We start from the raw sequence: 16,136 nt of genomic DNA, 5'->3' as shown, positions 1-16,136 counted from the left end.
GCGAGCCTGCACGGCGCCGGTGCTATAATTACAGCTCTGTAAGGACGGCCTTACGGATTTTGACGTCATCGGGGACGGCCCCATTTTTTTAAATGGAGCGTTCCTCATGTCCTGGTTTCTTCTTCTTGTCGCAGGCCTGCTCGAAGTGGCGTGGGCCGCCGGTCTCAAATCTTCCGAAGGATTCACGCGGCTCTGGCCCTCGGTGTTCACCGTGGTCACGGCGCTGGGCAGCTTCGTCCTGCTCGCCATGGCCATGCGTCAATTGCCGCTCGGCACCGCCTATGCGGTGTGGACGGGCATTGGCGCGGTCGGCGCATTCGTGTTCGGCATCGTCATGATGGGCGAGGCAGTGAGCGCCGCGCGCGTGGCGAGCGCGGCGCTGATCGTGCTTGGCCTCATCGGACTCAAGCTTTCTTCGGCCGCCTGATTAAATTCGCTGAGCATACCCCGGTACGGACCTTGTGCCGCGGCCGCGCAACACCGCTGCGGCACCGCAGCGAGCGTGGCTATAATGGAACGGTCATAACCCGATAACACTCCGCGCCGCATGAGCGGCGAGCGTGTGCGCACAGCGCCTGCTCTCCCGCTTCCCCGCGCGGAGCGCCGGCGCCCCGGCCGCGCCGCGCGAGGAGGCAGCCATGCTGGAACCACTTTCGCTAGCAGCGGGCCTGTCCTGGGGCAGCGGCCTGCGCCTCTATCTCACGGTGCTGATGGCCGGCGTCCTGCAACGCCTTGGCCTGATTCACCTGCCCGACACGCTTGCCGTGCTCGCTTCGCCGTGGGTGATCGGCATCGCCGCCGCGCTCACGGTGCTCGAATTTCTCGCCGACAAGATCCCCGCGTTCGATTCGCTCTGGGACGCGGTGCATACCTTCATCCGCATTCCGGCCGGGGCTGTGCTCGCGGCCGGCGCGCTCGGCCATGCCGATCCGGCGCTGCTGACCGTCGCCGCGCTGGCGGGCGGCACGCTTGCGGGCACGGCGCATCTCGCCAAGGCGGGCACGCGCGCGCTCATCAATTTGTCGCCTGAGCCGGTGTCGAACGTCGTCACATCGAGCGCCGAGGACGGCATGACCTTCGTGGGCGTGCTGCTCGCGTTGTTCGTGCCGCTGCTCTTCCTCGTCATGCTCGTGGCGTTCCTCGTGCTCGCGGCCTGGGCACTGCCGCGCCTGTGGCGCGGCGTGCAGGGCGGTTTTCGCGGCATGGCGACGCACATGGTTTCGCGGCTTTCGTTGCGAGGTCGTCACGATTGAGCGGCGGCGCGCCTTCTCCCTCCAACGCAAAGCCTCCGCGCAGCGAAGGCGGCCCGGGGTTCGTGCAGGCTGAGTCGCCGGGTGCCGCTGGTGGCCCGGGCGGCCCGGGCGGGCCAGTTGCCGTGCGCACTACGCCGAGCTGGTCCGATCTCGTGCATCTTGCCGCGCGCATGACGGCGCGCGACTGGCGCGCGGGCGAACTCACCATGCTGCTGTTCGCGCTCGTGCTGGCCGTGGCGGCGCTCGCCAGCGTCGGTTTTCTCGCCGACCGACTGCAGCGCGGCCTCGAGCGCGATGCCCGGCGCATGATCGCCGCCGATTTCATCGTGCGCGCCGATCACCCCGTCGATCCGATGTTCGCGCGCGAGGCGCAGTCGCTCTCGCTGCACACGGCGACCACGGCGATCTTCCCGAGCATGGTGAGTTCGGGGGCGCCACAAGCCGCGGCAGCGGCGGGCGCTTCCGCCGCCCCGGGCGCAACGGCCACTCGCCTTGCCGCCGTCAAGGCCGTCTCGGCGGACTATCCGTTGCGCGGCGCGCTGCGCATCGCCGCGGCGCCGGGCGCGCCCGATCACGCGGCGCAAGGCATTCCGCCGCCCGGCACCGTCTGGGTGGACGACGAACTGCTCGACGCGCTCAAGCTCCATGTCGGCGACACGGTGAAGGTCGGCACGCGCACGTTCACCGTGAACGCGCTCATCACGAAAGAACTCGACCGCGGCTTTTCGTTCGTGAACTTCTCGCCGCGCCTCATGATGCGCGCCGACGAAGTCGCGTCGACCGGTCTGGTCGGCTATGGCAGCCGCGTGACTTACCGCCTGCTCGTGGCGGGCGCCGATCCGGCCGTCGCGCAGTTCGCGTCCTGGTCGCGTGCGCGCGTGGATGGCGGCAAGATGCGCGGCGTCGCGCTGGAATCGCTCCAGGACGGCCAGCCTCAGGTGCGCCAGACGCTCGACCGCGCGCGTCACTTCCTCACGCTCGTGTCGCTCCTGACGGCGCTGCTCGCGGCGGTGGCGATCGCCATGGCCGCGCATCGCTACACGCGCCGCCATCTCGACGCCTGCGCCGCGATGCGCTGCCTCGGCGCGAGCCAACGCACGTTGCGCACGCTGTTCGTGCTGGAGTTCGCGGGGCTCGGACTCGTGGGCGGCGCAGCGGGCGTGGCGCTCGGCTACGCGGGTCATCTCGCGCTGCTGGCGTGGCTCGGTAATCTCATCGACGTCGTGCTGCCGCAGCCCGGGCCGTTGCCCGTGCTCGAAGGCATCGCCGCGGGGCTCGTGCTGCTGCTCGGCTTCGCGCTGCCGCCGCTCTTGCCGCTCACGCGCGTACCGCCGGTGCGCGTGCTACGCCGCGAGTGGGGCGACGAAGGACGCGCCGCGTGGGCGGCCTATGGCGTCGGCATTGCGCTCTTCGCGGGGCTGCTCGTGATCGCGGCGGGGGAGTTGAAGCTCGGCGGCATCGTCGCTGGCGGTTTCGCGATCGGGCTGCTCGTGTTCGCCAGCTTGGCGCGCGTGGCGCTCTGGTGCGCGGCGCGCGTGGCGCGCAGCGCTCGTCTCTCCGGCCAGGCGCGCGCGGGCGTGGGTTGGCGCTACGCACTGGCGTCGCTCGAACGGCGGCCGGGCGCAAGCGCGCTGCAGATCACGGCGCTCGCCATCGGCCTCATGTGCCTGTTGCTGATCGCGATGACGCGCAACGACCTCGTCGAAGGCTGGCGCAAGTCCACACCGCCCGACGCGCCCAACGAGTTCCTCATCGATATCCAGCCCGATCAGCGCGACGCCGTGGCCGCGTGGCTGCGCTCGCATGGCATTGCCGGGGCTGCCGACAGCGATCTCCAGCCGATGGTGCGCGGGCGCCTCATCTCGATCAACGGCAAGCCTGTGAATCCCGACTCGTACAAGAGCGAGGACGCGCGCCGGCTCGTGGATCGCGAGTTCAATCTCTCGTACACGACGAAGCTGCCCGACGACAATCGCATCGAGGCGGGCACCTGGTATGGCGATTCGGGCACGCCGCAGCTTTCGATCGAGCAGGGACTCGCGAAGCTCATCAACGTGAAGCCCGGCGACGTGCTCAAGTTCGACGTGACGGGCCTGGAAGTCACGGCGCCCGTGACGAGCGTGCGCAAGCTCGACTGGGGCTCGTTCAAGGTCAACTTCTTCGTGCTGATGCCGCCCGGACTGCTGCGCGATTTTCCGGCGACGTACATCACGAGCTTTCACCTGCCGGCCGGGCAGCGCCAGGTCGTAGACGGTCTCGTGGCCCGCTATCCCAACGTCACCGCAATCGACATCGCGCCGATTCTCGCGCAGATCGAGCGCGTGCTGGAGCAGGTGATCGGCGCGGTGCAGTTCCTCTTTCTCTTCACGCTCGCCGCGGGCGTGCTGGTGCTCTACGCGGCGCTCGCGGGCACGCGCGACGAGCGCATGCGCGAGTCGGCGCTGCTGCGCGCGCTGGGGGCATCGCACCAGCAGGTGCGCGCGGTGCAGGTGGCCGAATTCATTTCCGTGGGTGCGCTCGCGGGGCTCATGGCGGCCCTCGGCGCGCAAGCGGTGGGCTCGGTGCTCGCCACGCACGTGTTTCTCTTCTATCTGCCGTTCGATCCGTGGCTCCTGCCGGCCGGCATCGCCGCAGGCGTCGTGTGCGCGGGCGTGGGCGGATGGACCAGCTTGCGGCACGTGCTCGCGCGCCCGGCGCTGCAGTCGCTGCGCGACGCGTAGTGCAGCAACCCGCGGCCACCCGTCACGCGTCGCTGTGCGAAAATCATCGGTCTACGGCAGTGCGCTGCCGTCCCTCTTTTTTCCTGATTCAACCGTATGACCGATCCAGCCGACGAAGCGCCGCAGAAACCCACGGCCTTCGAACTCGTCGGCGGCGAGGCGCGCGTGCGCGAACTCGTCGACCGTTTCTATGACCTGATGGACCTCGAGGCCGATTTCGCGGGCATCCGCGCGATGCATCCGCAAACGCTCGACGGTTCGCGCGACAAGCTGTTCTGGTTCCTCTGCGGCTGGCTTGGCGGCCCGGACCACTATATCGAACGCTTCGGCCATCCGCGCCTGCGCGCGCGCCATTTGCCGTTCGCGATCGCCTCGTCGGAGCGCGACCAGTGGCTGCGCTGCATGGCCTGCGCGATGGAAGACGTGGGCCTGCCGGAGCCGCTGCGCGAACGCCTGCTGCACTCGTTCTTCGATACCGCCGACTGGATGCGCAATCATCCGGGCTGATTCGCTGGGCACGATTGTTCCGGTCGGTGGGCCGGTACAGTCAGGCGCTCATGCATCGCGGCCGTCCAGCGGGGTGGTTTGCCTCGCGGCCATAATGGCCTTTTGGCGGGCGAGCGGCTGCGCACGGCCCGCCGTACGCAAAACAAGGAGACACCCACGATGACGACCACCCGCGCGCTCTTTCGCGAAGACGCCTATCTCACGCAGTGCGAAGCGACCGTGCTTGCCGTTGGCGAGGACGGTGTGCGGCTCGACCAGACCGTGTTCTATCCGCTCGGCGGCGGCCAGGCCGGCGACGCCGGCGCGCTGGTGCTCGCCGACGGCACGCGCATCGAGATTGCCGACACGCGCAAGGCGAAGTTCGAAGGCGCGACGCCGGACGACGCGCTGCACGTTCCCGCGCCGGGCCAGGAAGCGCTGCTCGCGCGTCTCGCCGCGGGCGAGCGCGTGCGCGCCGAGATCGACTGGGCGCGCCGTCACCGGCACATGCGCCTGCATACCGCGAGCCATTTGATGTGCGCGGTGCTGCCATACTCCGTGGACGGCTGCAGCATCACGACCGACTACGCGCGCCTCGATTTCGCGACCGTCGAGCCGATCGAGCGCGAGATGGTGGAGGCGCGGCTCGCCGAACTCGTTGCGGGCGCGCATGCGGTGGCGACCGAATGGATCACCGACGAGGAAATGGCGCAACGTCCCGAACTCGTGCGCACGATGAGCGTGAAGCCGCCGATGGGCCTGGGCCGTGTGCGCCTCTTGCGTATCGATAATGTCGATTTGCAGCCCTGCGGCGGCACGCACGTGCGCAATACGCAGGAGATCGGCGCGCTGCGGGTGGCGAAGCTCGAGAAGAAGAGCGCGCGCACGCGGCGTCTCGTGCTGGAACTGGCGGAATGAATCTCGACGCGCGTGCGCGCGAGGTGCTCGACTTCTGGTTCGGCGCGCCGGGCTCGGAGGAATTCGGCCGCGAGCGCAAGATGTGGTTCCGCAAGAACGCCGCGTTCGACGCCAGGCTGCGCGAACGCTTCGGCGCGCTGCTCGACGCCGCGTGTGCGGGCGAACTCGACGCATGGTGCGAGACGCCCGAAGGCGCGCTCGCGCTTCTGATCGTGCTCGACCAGTTCTCGCGCAACTGCCATCGCGGCACGCGGCACGCGTTCTCCGCGGACGACAAGGCGCTCGGCATCGCGCGCATGATGGTGGCGAGCGGCGCGGATCTGCGCTTGCCCACGCTGCAGCACCGCTCCTTCGCGTATCTGCCGTTCGAACACGCCGAAGGCGCCGAAGCGCAGCGCGAATCGCTGCGTCTGTTCGGCGAGCTGGCGAAGGATCCTGAGGGGAAGGGCTACTACGATTATGCGGTGCGCCACGCGAAGATCATCGAGCGCTTCGGGCGCTTCCCGCATCGCAACGCGCAACTGGGCCGCATTTCCACCGACGAAGAGGCCGCGTTTTTGCGCGAGCGGGGTTCGTCGTTCTAGCTGAGTCCGGCGCGCGCGTTCAGCGTCCGCCGCTCACGTCGAGCAGGGCGCCTGTGACATACGAGGCGGCGTCGCTCAGCAACCACACGATCGTTTGCGCGACTTCGTCGGCGCTGCCGGGCCGGCCGAGCGGCGTTTGCGCGCCGAGCACGGCCGCGCGATCGGGGCGGCCGCCGCTCGCGTGGATTTCGGTGTCAATGAGGCCCGGGCGTACCGCGTTCACGCGCACGCCCTGCGGGCCGAGTTCTTTGGCGAGCCCGATCGTCATCGTGTCGACCGCGCCTTTCGACGACGCATAGTCCACGTATTCGTTGGGCGAGCCGAGCCGCGCGGCAGCCGAAGACACATTGACGATCGAGCCGCCGTCGCCGCCGCGATCCTTCGACATGCGCCGCGCGGCTTCGCGTGCGCACAGAAACGCGCCGTATACGTTCACGTCGAACATGCGCTTCAGACGCTCGGCGCTCATGTCGGCGACCTGGCTGCCCGGGGCCACGATGCCCGCGTTGTTCACGAGCGCATCGATGCGGCCATAGGCCGATTCGAGCGCGTCGAACATCGCGACGACGTCTGCCTCGCTCGCGACGTCGCCGCGCAGCACGCGCGCGTGGCCGCCTGCGCGGCCCACTTCGGCGGCGGTTTCGTCGGCGGCCGGTTCGTTGTGCAGATAGTTGACGCCCACGGTCCAGCCGTTTGCGCCAAGCAGACGCGCCGTCGCGCGGCCGATGCCGCGGCTTGCGCCGGTGATCAGGACAACCTTGCTCATCGCGATGTACCCATCGTAGTGACTGCGCGTGGTGACTTCGGTTTGTCGGGCGAACAGCGCTAAGCGGGCGGGATCAAACGTTCTCGCGCAAGTCCGCCCACTTGTCCTTCGCGGGCGCGTGATAGCGCTTGAGCCTCGCGATCAGCGCGACCGGGTCGCTGTCGGTCTGCAGCATGTCGAGGTAGGTCTGGCGCATGAAGCCTTCGCGCACCGTGTGATCGAGCAGCGCCATGAGCGGATCGTAGAAGCCGCCGATGTTCAGCACGCCCACTGGCTTGTGGTGATAGCCGAGCTGCGCCCACGTATAGACCTCGAACAGCTCTTCGAGCGTGCCCGCGCCGCCCGGCATCGCGACGAAGGCGTCGGAGAGGTCGGCCATCATCTTCTTGCGCTGGTGCATGTCGGGCACGACGTGCAGCTCGGTGAGGCCCACGTGGCCCACTTCCTTGTCCACCAGCAGCTCGGGGATCACGCCGATGGCGCGGCCGCCGCCCGCCATCACGGTGTCGGCGATCACGCCCATCAGGCCGACCTTGCCGCCGCCATAGACGAGCGCGAGGTTCGCGGCGACGAGCGCGCGGCCGAATGCCTGTGCGGCTTCGGTATAAATCGGGTTGACTCCAGGTGAGGAGCCGCAATACACGCAGACTGCTTTCATTCGGCTTTGGCCTTTATTCCCGGTTGTCCTTGGCGGCGCCCGCGCCTTCGCGCGGCGGCAGGTAGTCGTAGAACTCGCGCTTGGCGAGCTTGCCCGAGACGAGATCGTCGAACAGCTCGCGCGCGCGGCCACGCAGATACGGCGCCATCAGCGAGACGATCTGCACGCTCACCTGGTGCAGCTCGTCGCGAATCGCTTCCTGGTCGTTGTACTTGCGCGGATTCATCACGAACTGGTACGAGAGCCAGTAGGTGGCGATCACACCGATATTGGTCGAGATCACGTCGATCTCGGCCGGCGTGGCGACCATGTCGCCGTCTTCCATGAGCTGCTCGCAGAACTGCTTCGCGAAGTGCACCTTGTGGCTGATGATCTGCTTGAAGTGCATCTCCAGCGTGCGGTTGCGCGCGAGCAGGTCGTTCAGGTCGCGATAGAGAAAGCGGTAGCGCCACGTGAAGTCGACCATGTACTGCAGGTACGCCCACATCTCGTCGATGGTGGCGCGATGGTCCTCGGGAAAGCGCAGACGCTTTTCGATCTCCTGCTCGAACTGGCTGAAGATGCTGTTGATGATGTCGTCTTTGTTGCGGAAGTGGTAGTACAGGTTGCCTGGACTGATCTCCATTTCCTCGGCGATGGTCGTCGTAGTGACGTTCGGCTCGCCGATCTCGTTGAACAGCTTCAGCGACAGCTCGAGAATCCGTTCGCGTGTACGGCGGGGAGGTTTGGCATCCATGTCGTCCGGCCCTGAAAATGCAGTGCCGGGCTCAGGCGCCCCGCTCGTATGTTGCGGTGCGCGCGGCCCGGACGCGGTTGGTCGTTATAAGACTGTCGTTCGATTATAAACCGACGGCCCGCGCGCACCGACAGCTTGCGTCTGTCAGGAGTGGGGAGGAGAGGCGTGGCCCCCGCGGTACGGGGGCGTGTGGCGCTAGAGTACGCCGATTCCGTGCAGCAGCAGCGGCCCGAAACGGGGTACGAGGATCAGCCCCCAGGTCAGGACGCAAAGCAGCAAGGCGAGCGTCACCGCCGCGCTACCCAGATCCTTGGCGCGGCCCGAGAGCTCGTTGCGCTCGAGGCCGATGCGGTCCACCGCGTTCTCGATGCTCGAATTGAGCAGCTCGACGATCAGTACGAGGATGACCGAGCCGAGCAGCAGCACGCGCTCGACGGGCTCGACCGGGATGAGCACGCCGATCGGCACGAGGATGGCCGAGAGCGTGAGCTCCTGACGAAATGCGCTTTCCTCGCGGATGGCGGCGCGAAAGCCCTTGATCGAGTACTTGAGCGCCTTCCATGCACGGGTGATGCCGCGGTTGCCCTTGTAGGGGTTGAAGGGCAGCGGGGCGAGCGGATCGTCGGGGCCGAGCGGTTCATGCAGATGCGGCGGCTCGGGCGGCTCCGCGGCGGCAGCGCGCGGCGCAGCGGGTGCAGTGGGTGCAGTGGGCTTGGCGGGCTCGCTCGCGGCTGCGGATTCGGCTGGCGGCGCAACGCCAGGTGCAGCAACGGCGGAAGCGGGCGCGCGCGGATCGAGCACTTCGGCGGCGCGTGCGGCGCGCGTAGAGCCGCCGGCACGCTGGCTGGCTGGCGGATTGGGACTGCGTGCGCCCTGGGCGCTATGCGGCGGTAACGGAGGACGTGGCGTCATGGTGGTGCCAGGTAATACCCCAGTATCGCACGCGTGGGAGGCGGTTGCGCCGGGGCCGTCCGTGTCCCCGGCGCGCTCGCGGACTATCGAAGCGCGCACCATAGCCGGCCTCGCGCTCAGGCTGCGGCGCTGGAAGGCTCCATCGTCGCGCGCGAGCGCGGCTTGAGATGCGCCGCGAATTGCTCGGAGGCCGCGCGCCACGAGAAGCGCTCGGCCCAGGCGCGCGCCTCGGCGCGGTCGATCTTCAACGCTTCGAGGCACGCTTCGCGCAGGTCTTCGTTCATCGAGCCCGCGCCGCCCGTGCCCAGCACGTCGATCGGACCCGTCACCGGGTAGGCGGCCACCGGCGTGCCGCATGCGAGCGCTTCGAGCAGCACGAGACCGAAGGTGTCGGTGCGGCTCGGGAACACGAATACGTCGGCGGCAGCGTAGACCTTCGCGAGTTCGGGCTGGCTCAGGACACCCAGGTAATTCGCCTGGGGATAGCGCGACTTCAACTCGGCGAGCGCCGGGCCTTCGCCGCACACCCATTTCGAGCCGGGCAGATCGAGCTTGAGAAACGCCTCGACGTTCTTCTCCACGGCCACGCGGCCCACATACAGGAAGATGGGGCGCGCCGTGTTGAGCACCTTCGATTCCATCGGCCGGAAGATGTCGAGGTCCACGCCGCGCGTCCACAGCACAACGTTCGTGAAGCCGAACTTCTCGAGGTCGGTCTTCACAATGGGCGTGGGCGCCATCACCGCGAGCGAGGGCTTGTGGAACCAGCGCAGGAAGCGGTAGGTCGCCGCGAGCGGAATGCCGAAGCGCGCCTGCACGTATTCGGGAAAACGCGTGTGATACGCGGTCGTGAACGGCAGGTCGTGGTCGATCGCATAGCGGCGCGCCGCGAGTCCGAGCGGACCTTCGGTCGCGATGTGGATCGCATCGGGCCCGAATGCGCGGATGCGTTCCTTCAGATGCCGCTTCGGAAACAGCGAGAGCTTGATTTCCGGGTAGGTGGGGCACGGTATCGTGCGGAATTCCAGCGGCGTAAGCAGTTCGACCTGATGCCCGAGCGCGATGAGTTCGCGCGTCGTGTTCTTCAGAGTTCGAACCACGCCGTTGACCTGCGGCTCCCATGCATCGGTCACGATCATTACTTTCATCGGTCGTCGGCCCTCTTGTCGTTCGGTAGTGCGGTTATGGCTGCTGCTGCCTGGCGGTATCAGTCGACGCTCAGGCGGCGCTCACACGCGCCTTGCGCGTCGAGACCTGCGCTTCCGGCGCTCGCTTCACGGTCCAGTAGACGATGCGCAACTCGCCCTCGAACGTCTCGACGAGCGCGGACAGGCTCTCCACCCAGTCGCCGTCGTTGCAGTACAGGATGCCGTCGATGTCGCGGATCTCGGCCTTGTGGATGTGGCCGCAGACCACGCCGTCGCAGCCGCGGCGGCGCGCTTCGTCGGTCATCACGCGCTCGAACGAGGAGATGAAGTTCACCGCGTTCTTGACCTGATGCTTGAGGTACTGCGAGAGCGACCAGTACTGGAAGCCGAGCTTCGCGCGCACGCGGTTGAACCAGCGGTTGAGCAGGAGGATCAGCGTGTAGGCCGAGTCGCCGAGATAGGCGAGCCACTTGGCGTGCTGGATCACGCCGTCGAAGAGATCGCCGTGCACGACCCACAGGCGTTTGCCGGTGAGCGTCGTGTGGAAGGCTTCCTCGCGCACGTGGATGTCGCCGAATGCGAGATTGCAGAACTGGCGCGCGCTCTCGTCGTGGTTGCCCGGGATGTAGACGACCTGAGTGCCCTTGCGCGCCTTGCGCAGCACCTTTTGCACGACGTCGTTGTGCGCCTGCGGCCAGTACCAGCCCTTCTTCAACTGCCAGCCGTCGATGATGTCGCCCACGAGGTACAGATACTCCGACTCGTTGTGGCGCAGAAAATCGAGCAGATACGACGCCTGACAGCCGCCCGTGCCGAGATGGATGTCGGAGAGCCAGATCGTGCGGTAGCGGGTGGGATCGGGATGGTCGTCGTCGTGGGAGCCGGTGGTGGGGGCGTCGTCGATCGACGAGGGCGGCAGGGGCGGGACGGGAAAGGTGGCTCCGCCGGGAGATGGGTGGAACGTGGCGGAGTCGGTGCCTCGTCCGGTGGTCTGCCGGAACAGGGTGGTCGCTGACGTCTTTTGGGCCATGGCGCGCGCGGCAGGTTGTAATACGCGCATTGCGCCATGCCGCCGTGACGGCAACATGACAGTCACGAGAAGGTCTCGTTACGCAGTCCCAGGTGGTACTGTGCAGCCGCTTTTCCGGCCCGATGGGGGATGTTGTGCGACTGCTACGCCTTCGCGCCCTGTCGCGCGATTGCGACAATGCGCGTGCCCGCAAGGCGGTCGTGAAGGAACTGGCGGTCGTGGGAGAGGCGGGCGCTCGCGGCCCAGATCACGAACCAGAAGGCAACGAGCGCAAGCGTGTGCGGAATCGAAAGATCGAGCAGCGGATGCAGCACGAGCGGCGGCAGGAACCAGAGCCACGCGGCGAGGTAGCGCAGCGTCGCTCGCGCGAGCGTGGGCGGCTTGCCGTCCGGGCCGACCACACGCAGGCGCCAGGTCTTCATCGGCAGCGTCTGTCCGCCCTTGTGCCAGAAGCCGACGAAGTACGCGCCGGCCACGAAGATGATCCAGACCGCCATCGCGTTGTGATGCGTGTAGCCGTTGCGCTGCTGCAGGACGAGGCTGAACGCGAGCCCCCCGGCGAAGACGACGCCGAACAGCAGCACGCTTTCGTAGACGAACGCGGCGAGGCGGCGGCGAATCGAAACGGGCGCAGGTTCAACCGGGCAGGCGACGGCGGACGGCAGGGCGGCGGCTTGGGCGCTTTCGGACACGATGGCGTCAGTTCGGGGACGGGACGTCCAGAGCATAACCTCGAACACGCGCGCGGCAAAACGACCGGAACGCCGCGGCGGGGTTAACGAGGGTGCGGAGGGCGCGCGCGAGGGCGCTGCGAGCGCCTGGTGGAGGCTTCAGGAGCCCTTGAACGCCGCGGGTGCTTCGGCGGGCGAGACCGGGATGGGCGTGGCCGGCACGAAGCTGCCGGCGGCAGGAATGCCCGCCGCAAACGACGAAGCCACCGCCGGCTCGCTCGGCGCGCCGGGCGTGGCGGGCGCGAGACCCGAGCCCGTGCTGCTCGCGCCAGCCGCGCCCGATGCCCCGGTGACGCCTGCGGGCGCATGCGGCAGGCCGCGGTGATCGCGCTCGTTGACGAGGCGCTGGATATCGCGAATTTCGCTCTTGTTGCCGCTGGGCGGGGCGCTCACGACGGTGGGCCGGCGCTTGTGCTCGCTCGCGGCAAGGCGTTCTTTTTGCTCTTCGGGGAGCTGCTGGTAAGCCTTCCAGGCGCGCTGGCGCGCCTGCGCCGGCAATTCCTTGGAAACCTGATAGTTCTCGCGCGCGACACGCCGTTGCTCCGGCGTCATGCCGACCCATTCCGCCATGCGCTCATGCAGGCGCTTCTGCGCTTCGGGCGACATTTTCGGGTAGCGTGCGGCGATCTTCAGCCATTTGCGCTTGCGCTCGTCGCTGAAACGGTCCCATTCGACGGCGAACGGCGCGAGCGCGGCGTGCTGCGCGTCGTTCAAATGGGCCCATGCGAGCGGATTGGACTGGCCGGGCAACGGCGCGAACGTGGTCGTGACCGAATTATCGACCGCGGGCGCTTTCACCTGCGCGGGCGCGCCGGCGGTGTTTTCGCCGGTGGGCTCGGGATGAAAGCGCGGGTAGGTCGCCACATACGACACGACTGCCGCGACCACACATCCAATGACAACGGCCAGGCCGCGCTTGTAACTCACCCCGTCAGTCTCCTGCTCAGATTTCCTTAGTGCGCGCGCGTCAGATACGCGTTGAACCCGTGATCGAGGTAGGCCGTGAGCGGCAGGTCGTCGCTCAGCATGGCTGCGTCGATATCGGCGAGTTCAGCGGTGCGTTGCTGATCTTCGAAGTACGCGATGGCAAAGAGGCCCGCCACGAGTGCCGCGAGCGGCCAGGCGAGCGCGAAGCGCGCGAGCGCCGAACGGCGCCGCGCGGGCCGGTGCGTGGGCGCGCCGGACAGACTGCCGACGCCGGCCGCGGCGAGCGCCGGGGCGCGCACGAGCACGACCTCGGCCTTTTTCTGGGCGAGTGCGGTCTTGCGTGCGGCGGCGAGTCGGGCGGTGGTAGCAGCGGGCAGGTTGGCGGCGCTCTCATCGAGCGCACGACGCATTTCCCGCACGAACGCCAGTTCTTTATTTTCGAGGGCGGAGCTCATAGGGTGATTCCTTTGGCCTTGAGCGCTTGAGCCAGCGTGTGGGTGGCCCGCGAGCAGTGCGTTTTCACGCTGCCTTCGGAGCAGCCCATTGCGGCGGCAGTCTCGGCGACATCCATATCCTCCCAGTAACGCATCAGAAACGCCTCCCGTTGACGTGCCGGTAATTTCTGGATCTCGTCGTCGATCATCTGGAGCACCTGGGCGCGCTCGATCTGCTGCTCGCTGCTCTCGGCGCCAGCCGTGCCCTGCTGCGCCTCGAAGGTTTCGAGGGGGTCGAACTCGTCGTCGTCGGCGTTGCCGAGCGACGAAAACAGGCTCACCCACGTATTGCGTACTTTCTGCCGACGAAAATAGTCGTGCATCGTATTTTGCAAAATACGCTGAAAGAGCAGGGGGAGTTCTGCGGCCGGGCGGTCTCCGTATTTTTCCGCGAGCTTGATCATCGCGTCCTGCACGATGTCGAGCGAGGCGTCGTCGTCCCTTACGGCGTAGACCGTCTGCTTGAACGCGCGTCTTTCGACGCCCGCCAGAAAGTCGGCGAGTTCCTTGTCTGATGCCATCCGGTGCAGGGCGCCGCCGCCAGCGTACGCGTAATCGTTCGAAAAATGTCGTAAAACTCGCGGATCCTAGCAAATTTTCGCGCCGACAGGGTAGCGGGAAGCCGTGAGAATGTTTCGCATCATGGAAGCGCCGGCCCTGGTGGCTTCCCAGCCGGCCCCTGGCGGGCGCCGCGAGGCGTGCGCGCTGTCGCAACGTTCGTGCCCGCCTTCTCAATAATTGCTTGACCGAAAGACATCGAGCCGCTATCTTCGACGGTTCGCAACATAAGTGACTTGTCTCAATTCGGATGTGGCCCAAGAAGCTCATCTGTCAACTGGACGCGCCGCTTGAACCCGAGCCACAAGCCCGGCAGAGAGCACCCGATCAATTTTTTGCCGAAAATTCGAAAGGTCAATGATGAACATGCCCAGCGCGGAATTCTCCACGTCGGTCCCCCCTTCGCAAGAATCTGACCCTCAAGCTCATACCTCCATCGGCGGAACCGTGCTGATGAAGGCGCTCGCGGACGAGCAGGTCGAATTCATCTGGGGCTATCCCGGCGGCTCGGTACTCTACATTTACGACGAGCTGTACAAGCAGGACAAGATTCAGCACATTCTCGTGCGCCACGAACAGGCAGCCGTGCACGCGGCCGACGCCTATGCGCGTTCGACCGGCAACGTCGGCGTGTGTCTCGTGACCTCGGGGCCTGGCGTCACCAATGCGGTGACGGGCATCGCGACGGCCTACATGGATTCGATCCCGATGGTGATCATCAGCGGCCAGGTGCCTACCGCCGCGATTGGTCAAGACGCCTTCCAGGAGTGCGACACGGTCGGCATCACGCGTCCCTGCGTGAAGCACAACTTCCTCGTGAAGGACGTGCGCGACCTCGCCGCTACCGTCAAGAAAGCTTTTTTCATTGCGCGCACCGGCCGTCCCGGCCCCGTGCTGATCGACATTCCGAAGGACGTGTCGAAGACGCCGTGCACGTATGAACCGATCAAAAGCGTTACGCTGCGTTCGTACAACCCGGTCACCAAGGGCCACTCGGGGCAGATCCGCAAGGCGGTGTCGCTGCTCCTCTCGGCCAAGCGTCCGTACATCTACACCGGCGGCGGCATCATCCTCGCGGATGCGTCGCGCGAACTGAACCAGTTCGCGGATCTGCTCGGCTACCCGGTCACGAACACGCTGATGGGTCTGGGCGGCTACCGCGCGAGCGACCGCAAGTTCCTCGGCATGCTTGGCATGCACGGCACCTACGAAGCCAACATGGCGATGCAGCACTGCGACGTGCTGATCGCGATCGGTGCGCGCTTCGACGACCGTGTGATCGGCGACCCCGCGCACTTCGCTTCGCGTCCGCGCAAGATCATCCACATCGACATCGATCCGTCGTCGATCAGCAAGCGCGTGAAGGTCGATATCCCCATCGTCGGCGACGTGAAGGAAGTGCTCAAGGAGCTCATCGAGCAGCTTCAGCACGCCGAACACGGCCCGGATACGGCCGCGCTCGCCGACTGGTGGAAGGACATCGAAGGCTGGCGCGAGAAGAACTGCCTGAAGTTCGACCGTTCGAGCGAGATCATCAAGCCGCAGTACGTGGTGGAAAAGGCGTGGGAGCTCACGGGCGGCAACGCTTTCGTGTGTTCGGACGTGGGCCAGCACCAGATGTGGGCCGCACAGTTCTACCGCTTCAACCAGCCGCGCCGCTGGATCAACTCCGGTGGCCTCGGCACCATGGGCTTCGGCCTGCCGGCGGCGATGGGCGTGAAGATGGCGCACCCCGACGACGACGTGCTGTGCATCACGGGCGAAGGCTCGATCCAGATGTGTATTCAGGAGCTGTCGACCTGCAAGCAGTACGACACGCCCGTGAAGATCATTTCGCTGAACAACCGCTACCTCGGCATGGTCCGCCAGTGGCAGCAGATCGAATACAGCAAGCGCTATTCGCATTCCTATATGGATGCGCTGCCTGACTTCGTGAAGCTCGCCGAAGCGTACGGCCACGTCGGCATGCGGATCGAAAAGACGGCGGACGTCGAGCCGGCGCTCAAGGAAGCGCTGCGTTTGAAGGACCGCACGGTGTTCCTCGATTTCCAGACCGACCCTTCCGAAAACGTCTGGCCGATGGTACAGGCCGGCAAGGGCATCACCGAGATGCTGCTCGGCTCGGAAGACCTGTAACGGTATTTGCACGGCGCCGTTTCGACTTCGCGCGGCGCGCGTCCACACAACGGGCGCGCGGGTTCGCAGGGGAGGGCGG

At 66.7% G+C, this 16,136-nt stretch carries 17 protein-coding genes; 7 read left to right on the top strand and 10 right to left on the bottom strand.

The window, feature by feature from the left end:
* Window positions 1-106: 106 nt before the first annotated feature.
* From sugE to A3CW_RS47290, 6 genes are all read left to right on the top strand, one after another.
* The gene (gene sugE / locus A3CW_RS0123210; protein ID WP_028205705.1) at window positions 107-427 is read left to right on the top strand and encodes a quaternary ammonium compound efflux SMR transporter SugE; all 321 of its coding nucleotides are present in this window, start codon (window positions 107-109) and stop codon (window positions 425-427) included.
* 211 nt (window positions 428-638) lie between these two features.
* Entirely contained in the window at window positions 639-1,253 is a 615-nt protein-coding gene (locus A3CW_RS0123205) for a DUF4126 domain-containing protein (RefSeq protein WP_028205704.1), read from the top strand.
* Window positions 1,254-1,423: 170 nt separating this feature from the next.
* Window positions 1,424-3,973, top strand: a complete 2,550-nt coding sequence (locus tag A3CW_RS0123200; protein WP_028205703.1) for an ABC transporter permease — start codon at window positions 1,424-1,426, stop codon at window positions 3,971-3,973.
* 96 nt (window positions 3,974-4,069) lie between these two features.
* Entirely contained in the window at window positions 4,070-4,480 is a 411-nt protein-coding gene (locus A3CW_RS0123195) for a group II truncated hemoglobin (RefSeq protein ID WP_028205702.1), read from the top strand.
* 159 nt (window positions 4,481-4,639) lie between these two features.
* Entirely contained in the window at window positions 4,640-5,377 is a 738-nt protein-coding gene (locus tag A3CW_RS0123190) for an alanyl-tRNA editing protein (RefSeq protein WP_028205701.1), read from the top strand.
* Window positions 5,374-5,961: a DUF924 family protein gene (locus A3CW_RS47290; protein ID WP_035513696.1), complete on the top strand. Its 588-nt coding sequence runs from the start codon at window positions 5,374-5,376 to the stop codon at window positions 5,959-5,961. The genes A3CW_RS0123190 and A3CW_RS47290 overlap by 4 nt, the downstream gene beginning before the upstream one ends.
* A gap of 19 nt (window positions 5,962-5,980) precedes the next feature.
* Here the strand turns inward: A3CW_RS47290 and A3CW_RS0123180 are convergent, their stop codons facing one another.
* The 10 genes from A3CW_RS0123180 to A3CW_RS0123135 all read right to left on the bottom strand — a co-directional run bounded on the left by A3CW_RS0123180 (window position 5,981) and on the right by A3CW_RS0123135 (window position 13,884).
* Window positions 5,981-6,727, bottom strand: coding sequence for an SDR family oxidoreductase (locus tag A3CW_RS0123180; RefSeq protein ID WP_028205700.1), 747 nt, complete (start codon window positions 6,725-6,727; stop codon window positions 5,981-5,983).
* Window positions 6,728-6,800: 73 nt separating this feature from the next.
* A complete protein-coding gene (locus tag A3CW_RS0123175) occupies window positions 6,801-7,385 on the bottom strand; it encodes an LOG family protein (protein WP_028205699.1) in 585 nt (194 codons plus the stop codon).
* Window positions 7,386-7,398: 13 nt separating this feature from the next.
* Entirely contained in the window at window positions 7,399-8,121 is a 723-nt protein-coding gene (locus A3CW_RS0123170) for a TetR/AcrR family transcriptional regulator (protein WP_028205698.1), read from the bottom strand.
* 195 nt (window positions 8,122-8,316) lie between these two features.
* Complete coding sequence (locus tag A3CW_RS47285; RefSeq protein ID WP_051481657.1) at window positions 8,317-8,922, bottom strand: diacylglycerol kinase; 606 nt, start codon at window positions 8,920-8,922, stop codon at window positions 8,317-8,319.
* A 227-nt stretch (window positions 8,923-9,149) separates the two neighbouring features.
* A complete protein-coding gene (locus A3CW_RS0123160) occupies window positions 9,150-10,181 on the bottom strand; it encodes a glycosyltransferase family 4 protein (protein ID WP_028205697.1) in 1,032 nt (343 codons plus the stop codon).
* A gap of 70 nt (window positions 10,182-10,251) precedes the next feature.
* A complete protein-coding gene (locus tag A3CW_RS0123155; RefSeq protein WP_028205696.1) occupies window positions 10,252-11,211 on the bottom strand; it encodes a UDP-2,3-diacylglucosamine diphosphatase in 960 nt (319 codons plus the stop codon).
* Window positions 11,212-11,354: 143 nt separating this feature from the next.
* Window positions 11,355-11,939 carry an RDD family protein gene (locus A3CW_RS0123150; protein ID WP_051481656.1) on the bottom strand — a complete coding sequence of 195 codons (585 nt, stop codon included), beginning with the start codon at window positions 11,937-11,939 and terminating at the stop codon, window positions 11,355-11,357.
* Between the two features lie 102 nt (window positions 11,940-12,041).
* Window positions 12,042-12,869, bottom strand: coding sequence for a DUF3106 domain-containing protein (locus A3CW_RS0123145; RefSeq protein ID WP_028205694.1), 828 nt, complete (start codon window positions 12,867-12,869; stop codon window positions 12,042-12,044).
* A 26-nt stretch (window positions 12,870-12,895) separates the two neighbouring features.
* Complete coding sequence (locus A3CW_RS0123140; protein ID WP_028205693.1) at window positions 12,896-13,324, bottom strand: DUF3619 family protein; 429 nt, start codon at window positions 13,322-13,324, stop codon at window positions 12,896-12,898.
* Complete coding sequence (locus tag A3CW_RS0123135) at window positions 13,321-13,884, bottom strand: RNA polymerase sigma factor (protein ID WP_028205692.1); 564 nt, start codon at window positions 13,882-13,884, stop codon at window positions 13,321-13,323. Before A3CW_RS0123135 ends, A3CW_RS0123140 begins: the two co-directional genes overlap by 4 nt.
* Before the next feature lie 397 nt (window positions 13,885-14,281).
* Here A3CW_RS0123135 and A3CW_RS0123130 point away from each other — a divergent pair, with 397 nt between their 5' ends.
* Window positions 14,282-16,057, top strand: coding sequence for an acetolactate synthase 3 catalytic subunit (locus A3CW_RS0123130; RefSeq protein ID WP_028205691.1), 1,776 nt, complete (start codon window positions 14,282-14,284; stop codon window positions 16,055-16,057).
* Window positions 16,058-16,136 lie beyond the last annotated feature (79 nt).

Origin of the sequence: Paraburkholderia nodosa DSM 21604, from assembly GCF_000519185.1 — a bacterium.
In the GTDB taxonomy this organism is placed as follows: domain Bacteria; phylum Pseudomonadota; class Gammaproteobacteria; order Burkholderiales; family Burkholderiaceae; genus Paraburkholderia; species Paraburkholderia nodosa.
The sequence above is the reverse complement of the archived record's forward strand: the minus strand, read 5'-3'. Positions and strand labels throughout refer to the sequence as shown.

Bases quoted from the DNA above. Each gene is read 5' to 3' on its own strand.
- sugE (WP_028205705.1), top strand. From the start codon at position 107: ATGTCCTGGTTTCTTCTTCTTGTCGCAGGCCTGCTCGAAGTGGCGTGG.
- A3CW_RS0123205 (WP_028205704.1), top strand. From the start codon at position 639: ATGCTGGAACCACTTTCGCTAGCAGCGGGCCTGTCCTGGGGCAGCGGC.
- A3CW_RS0123200 (WP_028205703.1), top strand. From the start codon at position 1,424: ATGACGGCGCGCGACTGGCGCGCGGGCGAACTCACCATGCTGCTGTTC.
- A3CW_RS0123195 (WP_028205702.1), top strand. From the start codon at position 4,070: ATGACCGATCCAGCCGACGAAGCGCCGCAGAAACCCACGGCCTTCGAA.
- A3CW_RS0123190 (WP_028205701.1), top strand. From the start codon at position 4,640: ATGACGACCACCCGCGCGCTCTTTCGCGAAGACGCCTATCTCACGCAG.
- A3CW_RS47290 (WP_035513696.1), top strand. From the start codon at position 5,374: ATGAATCTCGACGCGCGTGCGCGCGAGGTGCTCGACTTCTGGTTCGGC.
- A3CW_RS0123180 (WP_028205700.1), bottom strand. From the start codon at position 6,727: ATGAGCAAGGTTGTCCTGATCACCGGCGCAAGCCGCGGCATCGGCCGC.
- A3CW_RS0123175 (WP_028205699.1), bottom strand. From the start codon at position 7,385: ATGAAAGCAGTCTGCGTGTATTGCGGCTCCTCACCTGGAGTCAACCCG.
- A3CW_RS0123170 (WP_028205698.1), bottom strand. From the start codon at position 8,121: ATGGATGCCAAACCTCCCCGCCGTACACGCGAACGGATTCTCGAGCTG.
- A3CW_RS0123160 (WP_028205697.1), bottom strand. From the start codon at position 10,181: ATGAAAGTAATGATCGTGACCGATGCATGGGAGCCGCAGGTCAACGGC.
- A3CW_RS0123155 (WP_028205696.1), bottom strand. From the start codon at position 11,211: ATGGCCCAAAAGACGTCAGCGACCACCCTGTTCCGGCAGACCACCGGA.
- A3CW_RS0123150 (WP_051481656.1), bottom strand. From the start codon at position 11,939: ATGCTCTGGACGTCCCGTCCCCGAACTGACGCCATCGTGTCCGAAAGC.
- A3CW_RS0123140 (WP_028205693.1), bottom strand. From the start codon at position 13,324: ATGAGCTCCGCCCTCGAAAATAAAGAACTGGCGTTCGTGCGGGAAATG.
- A3CW_RS0123135 (WP_028205692.1), bottom strand. From the start codon at position 13,884: ATGGCATCAGACAAGGAACTCGCCGACTTTCTGGCGGGCGTCGAAAGA.
- A3CW_RS0123130 (WP_028205691.1), top strand. From the start codon at position 14,282: ATGAACATGCCCAGCGCGGAATTCTCCACGTCGGTCCCCCCTTCGCAA.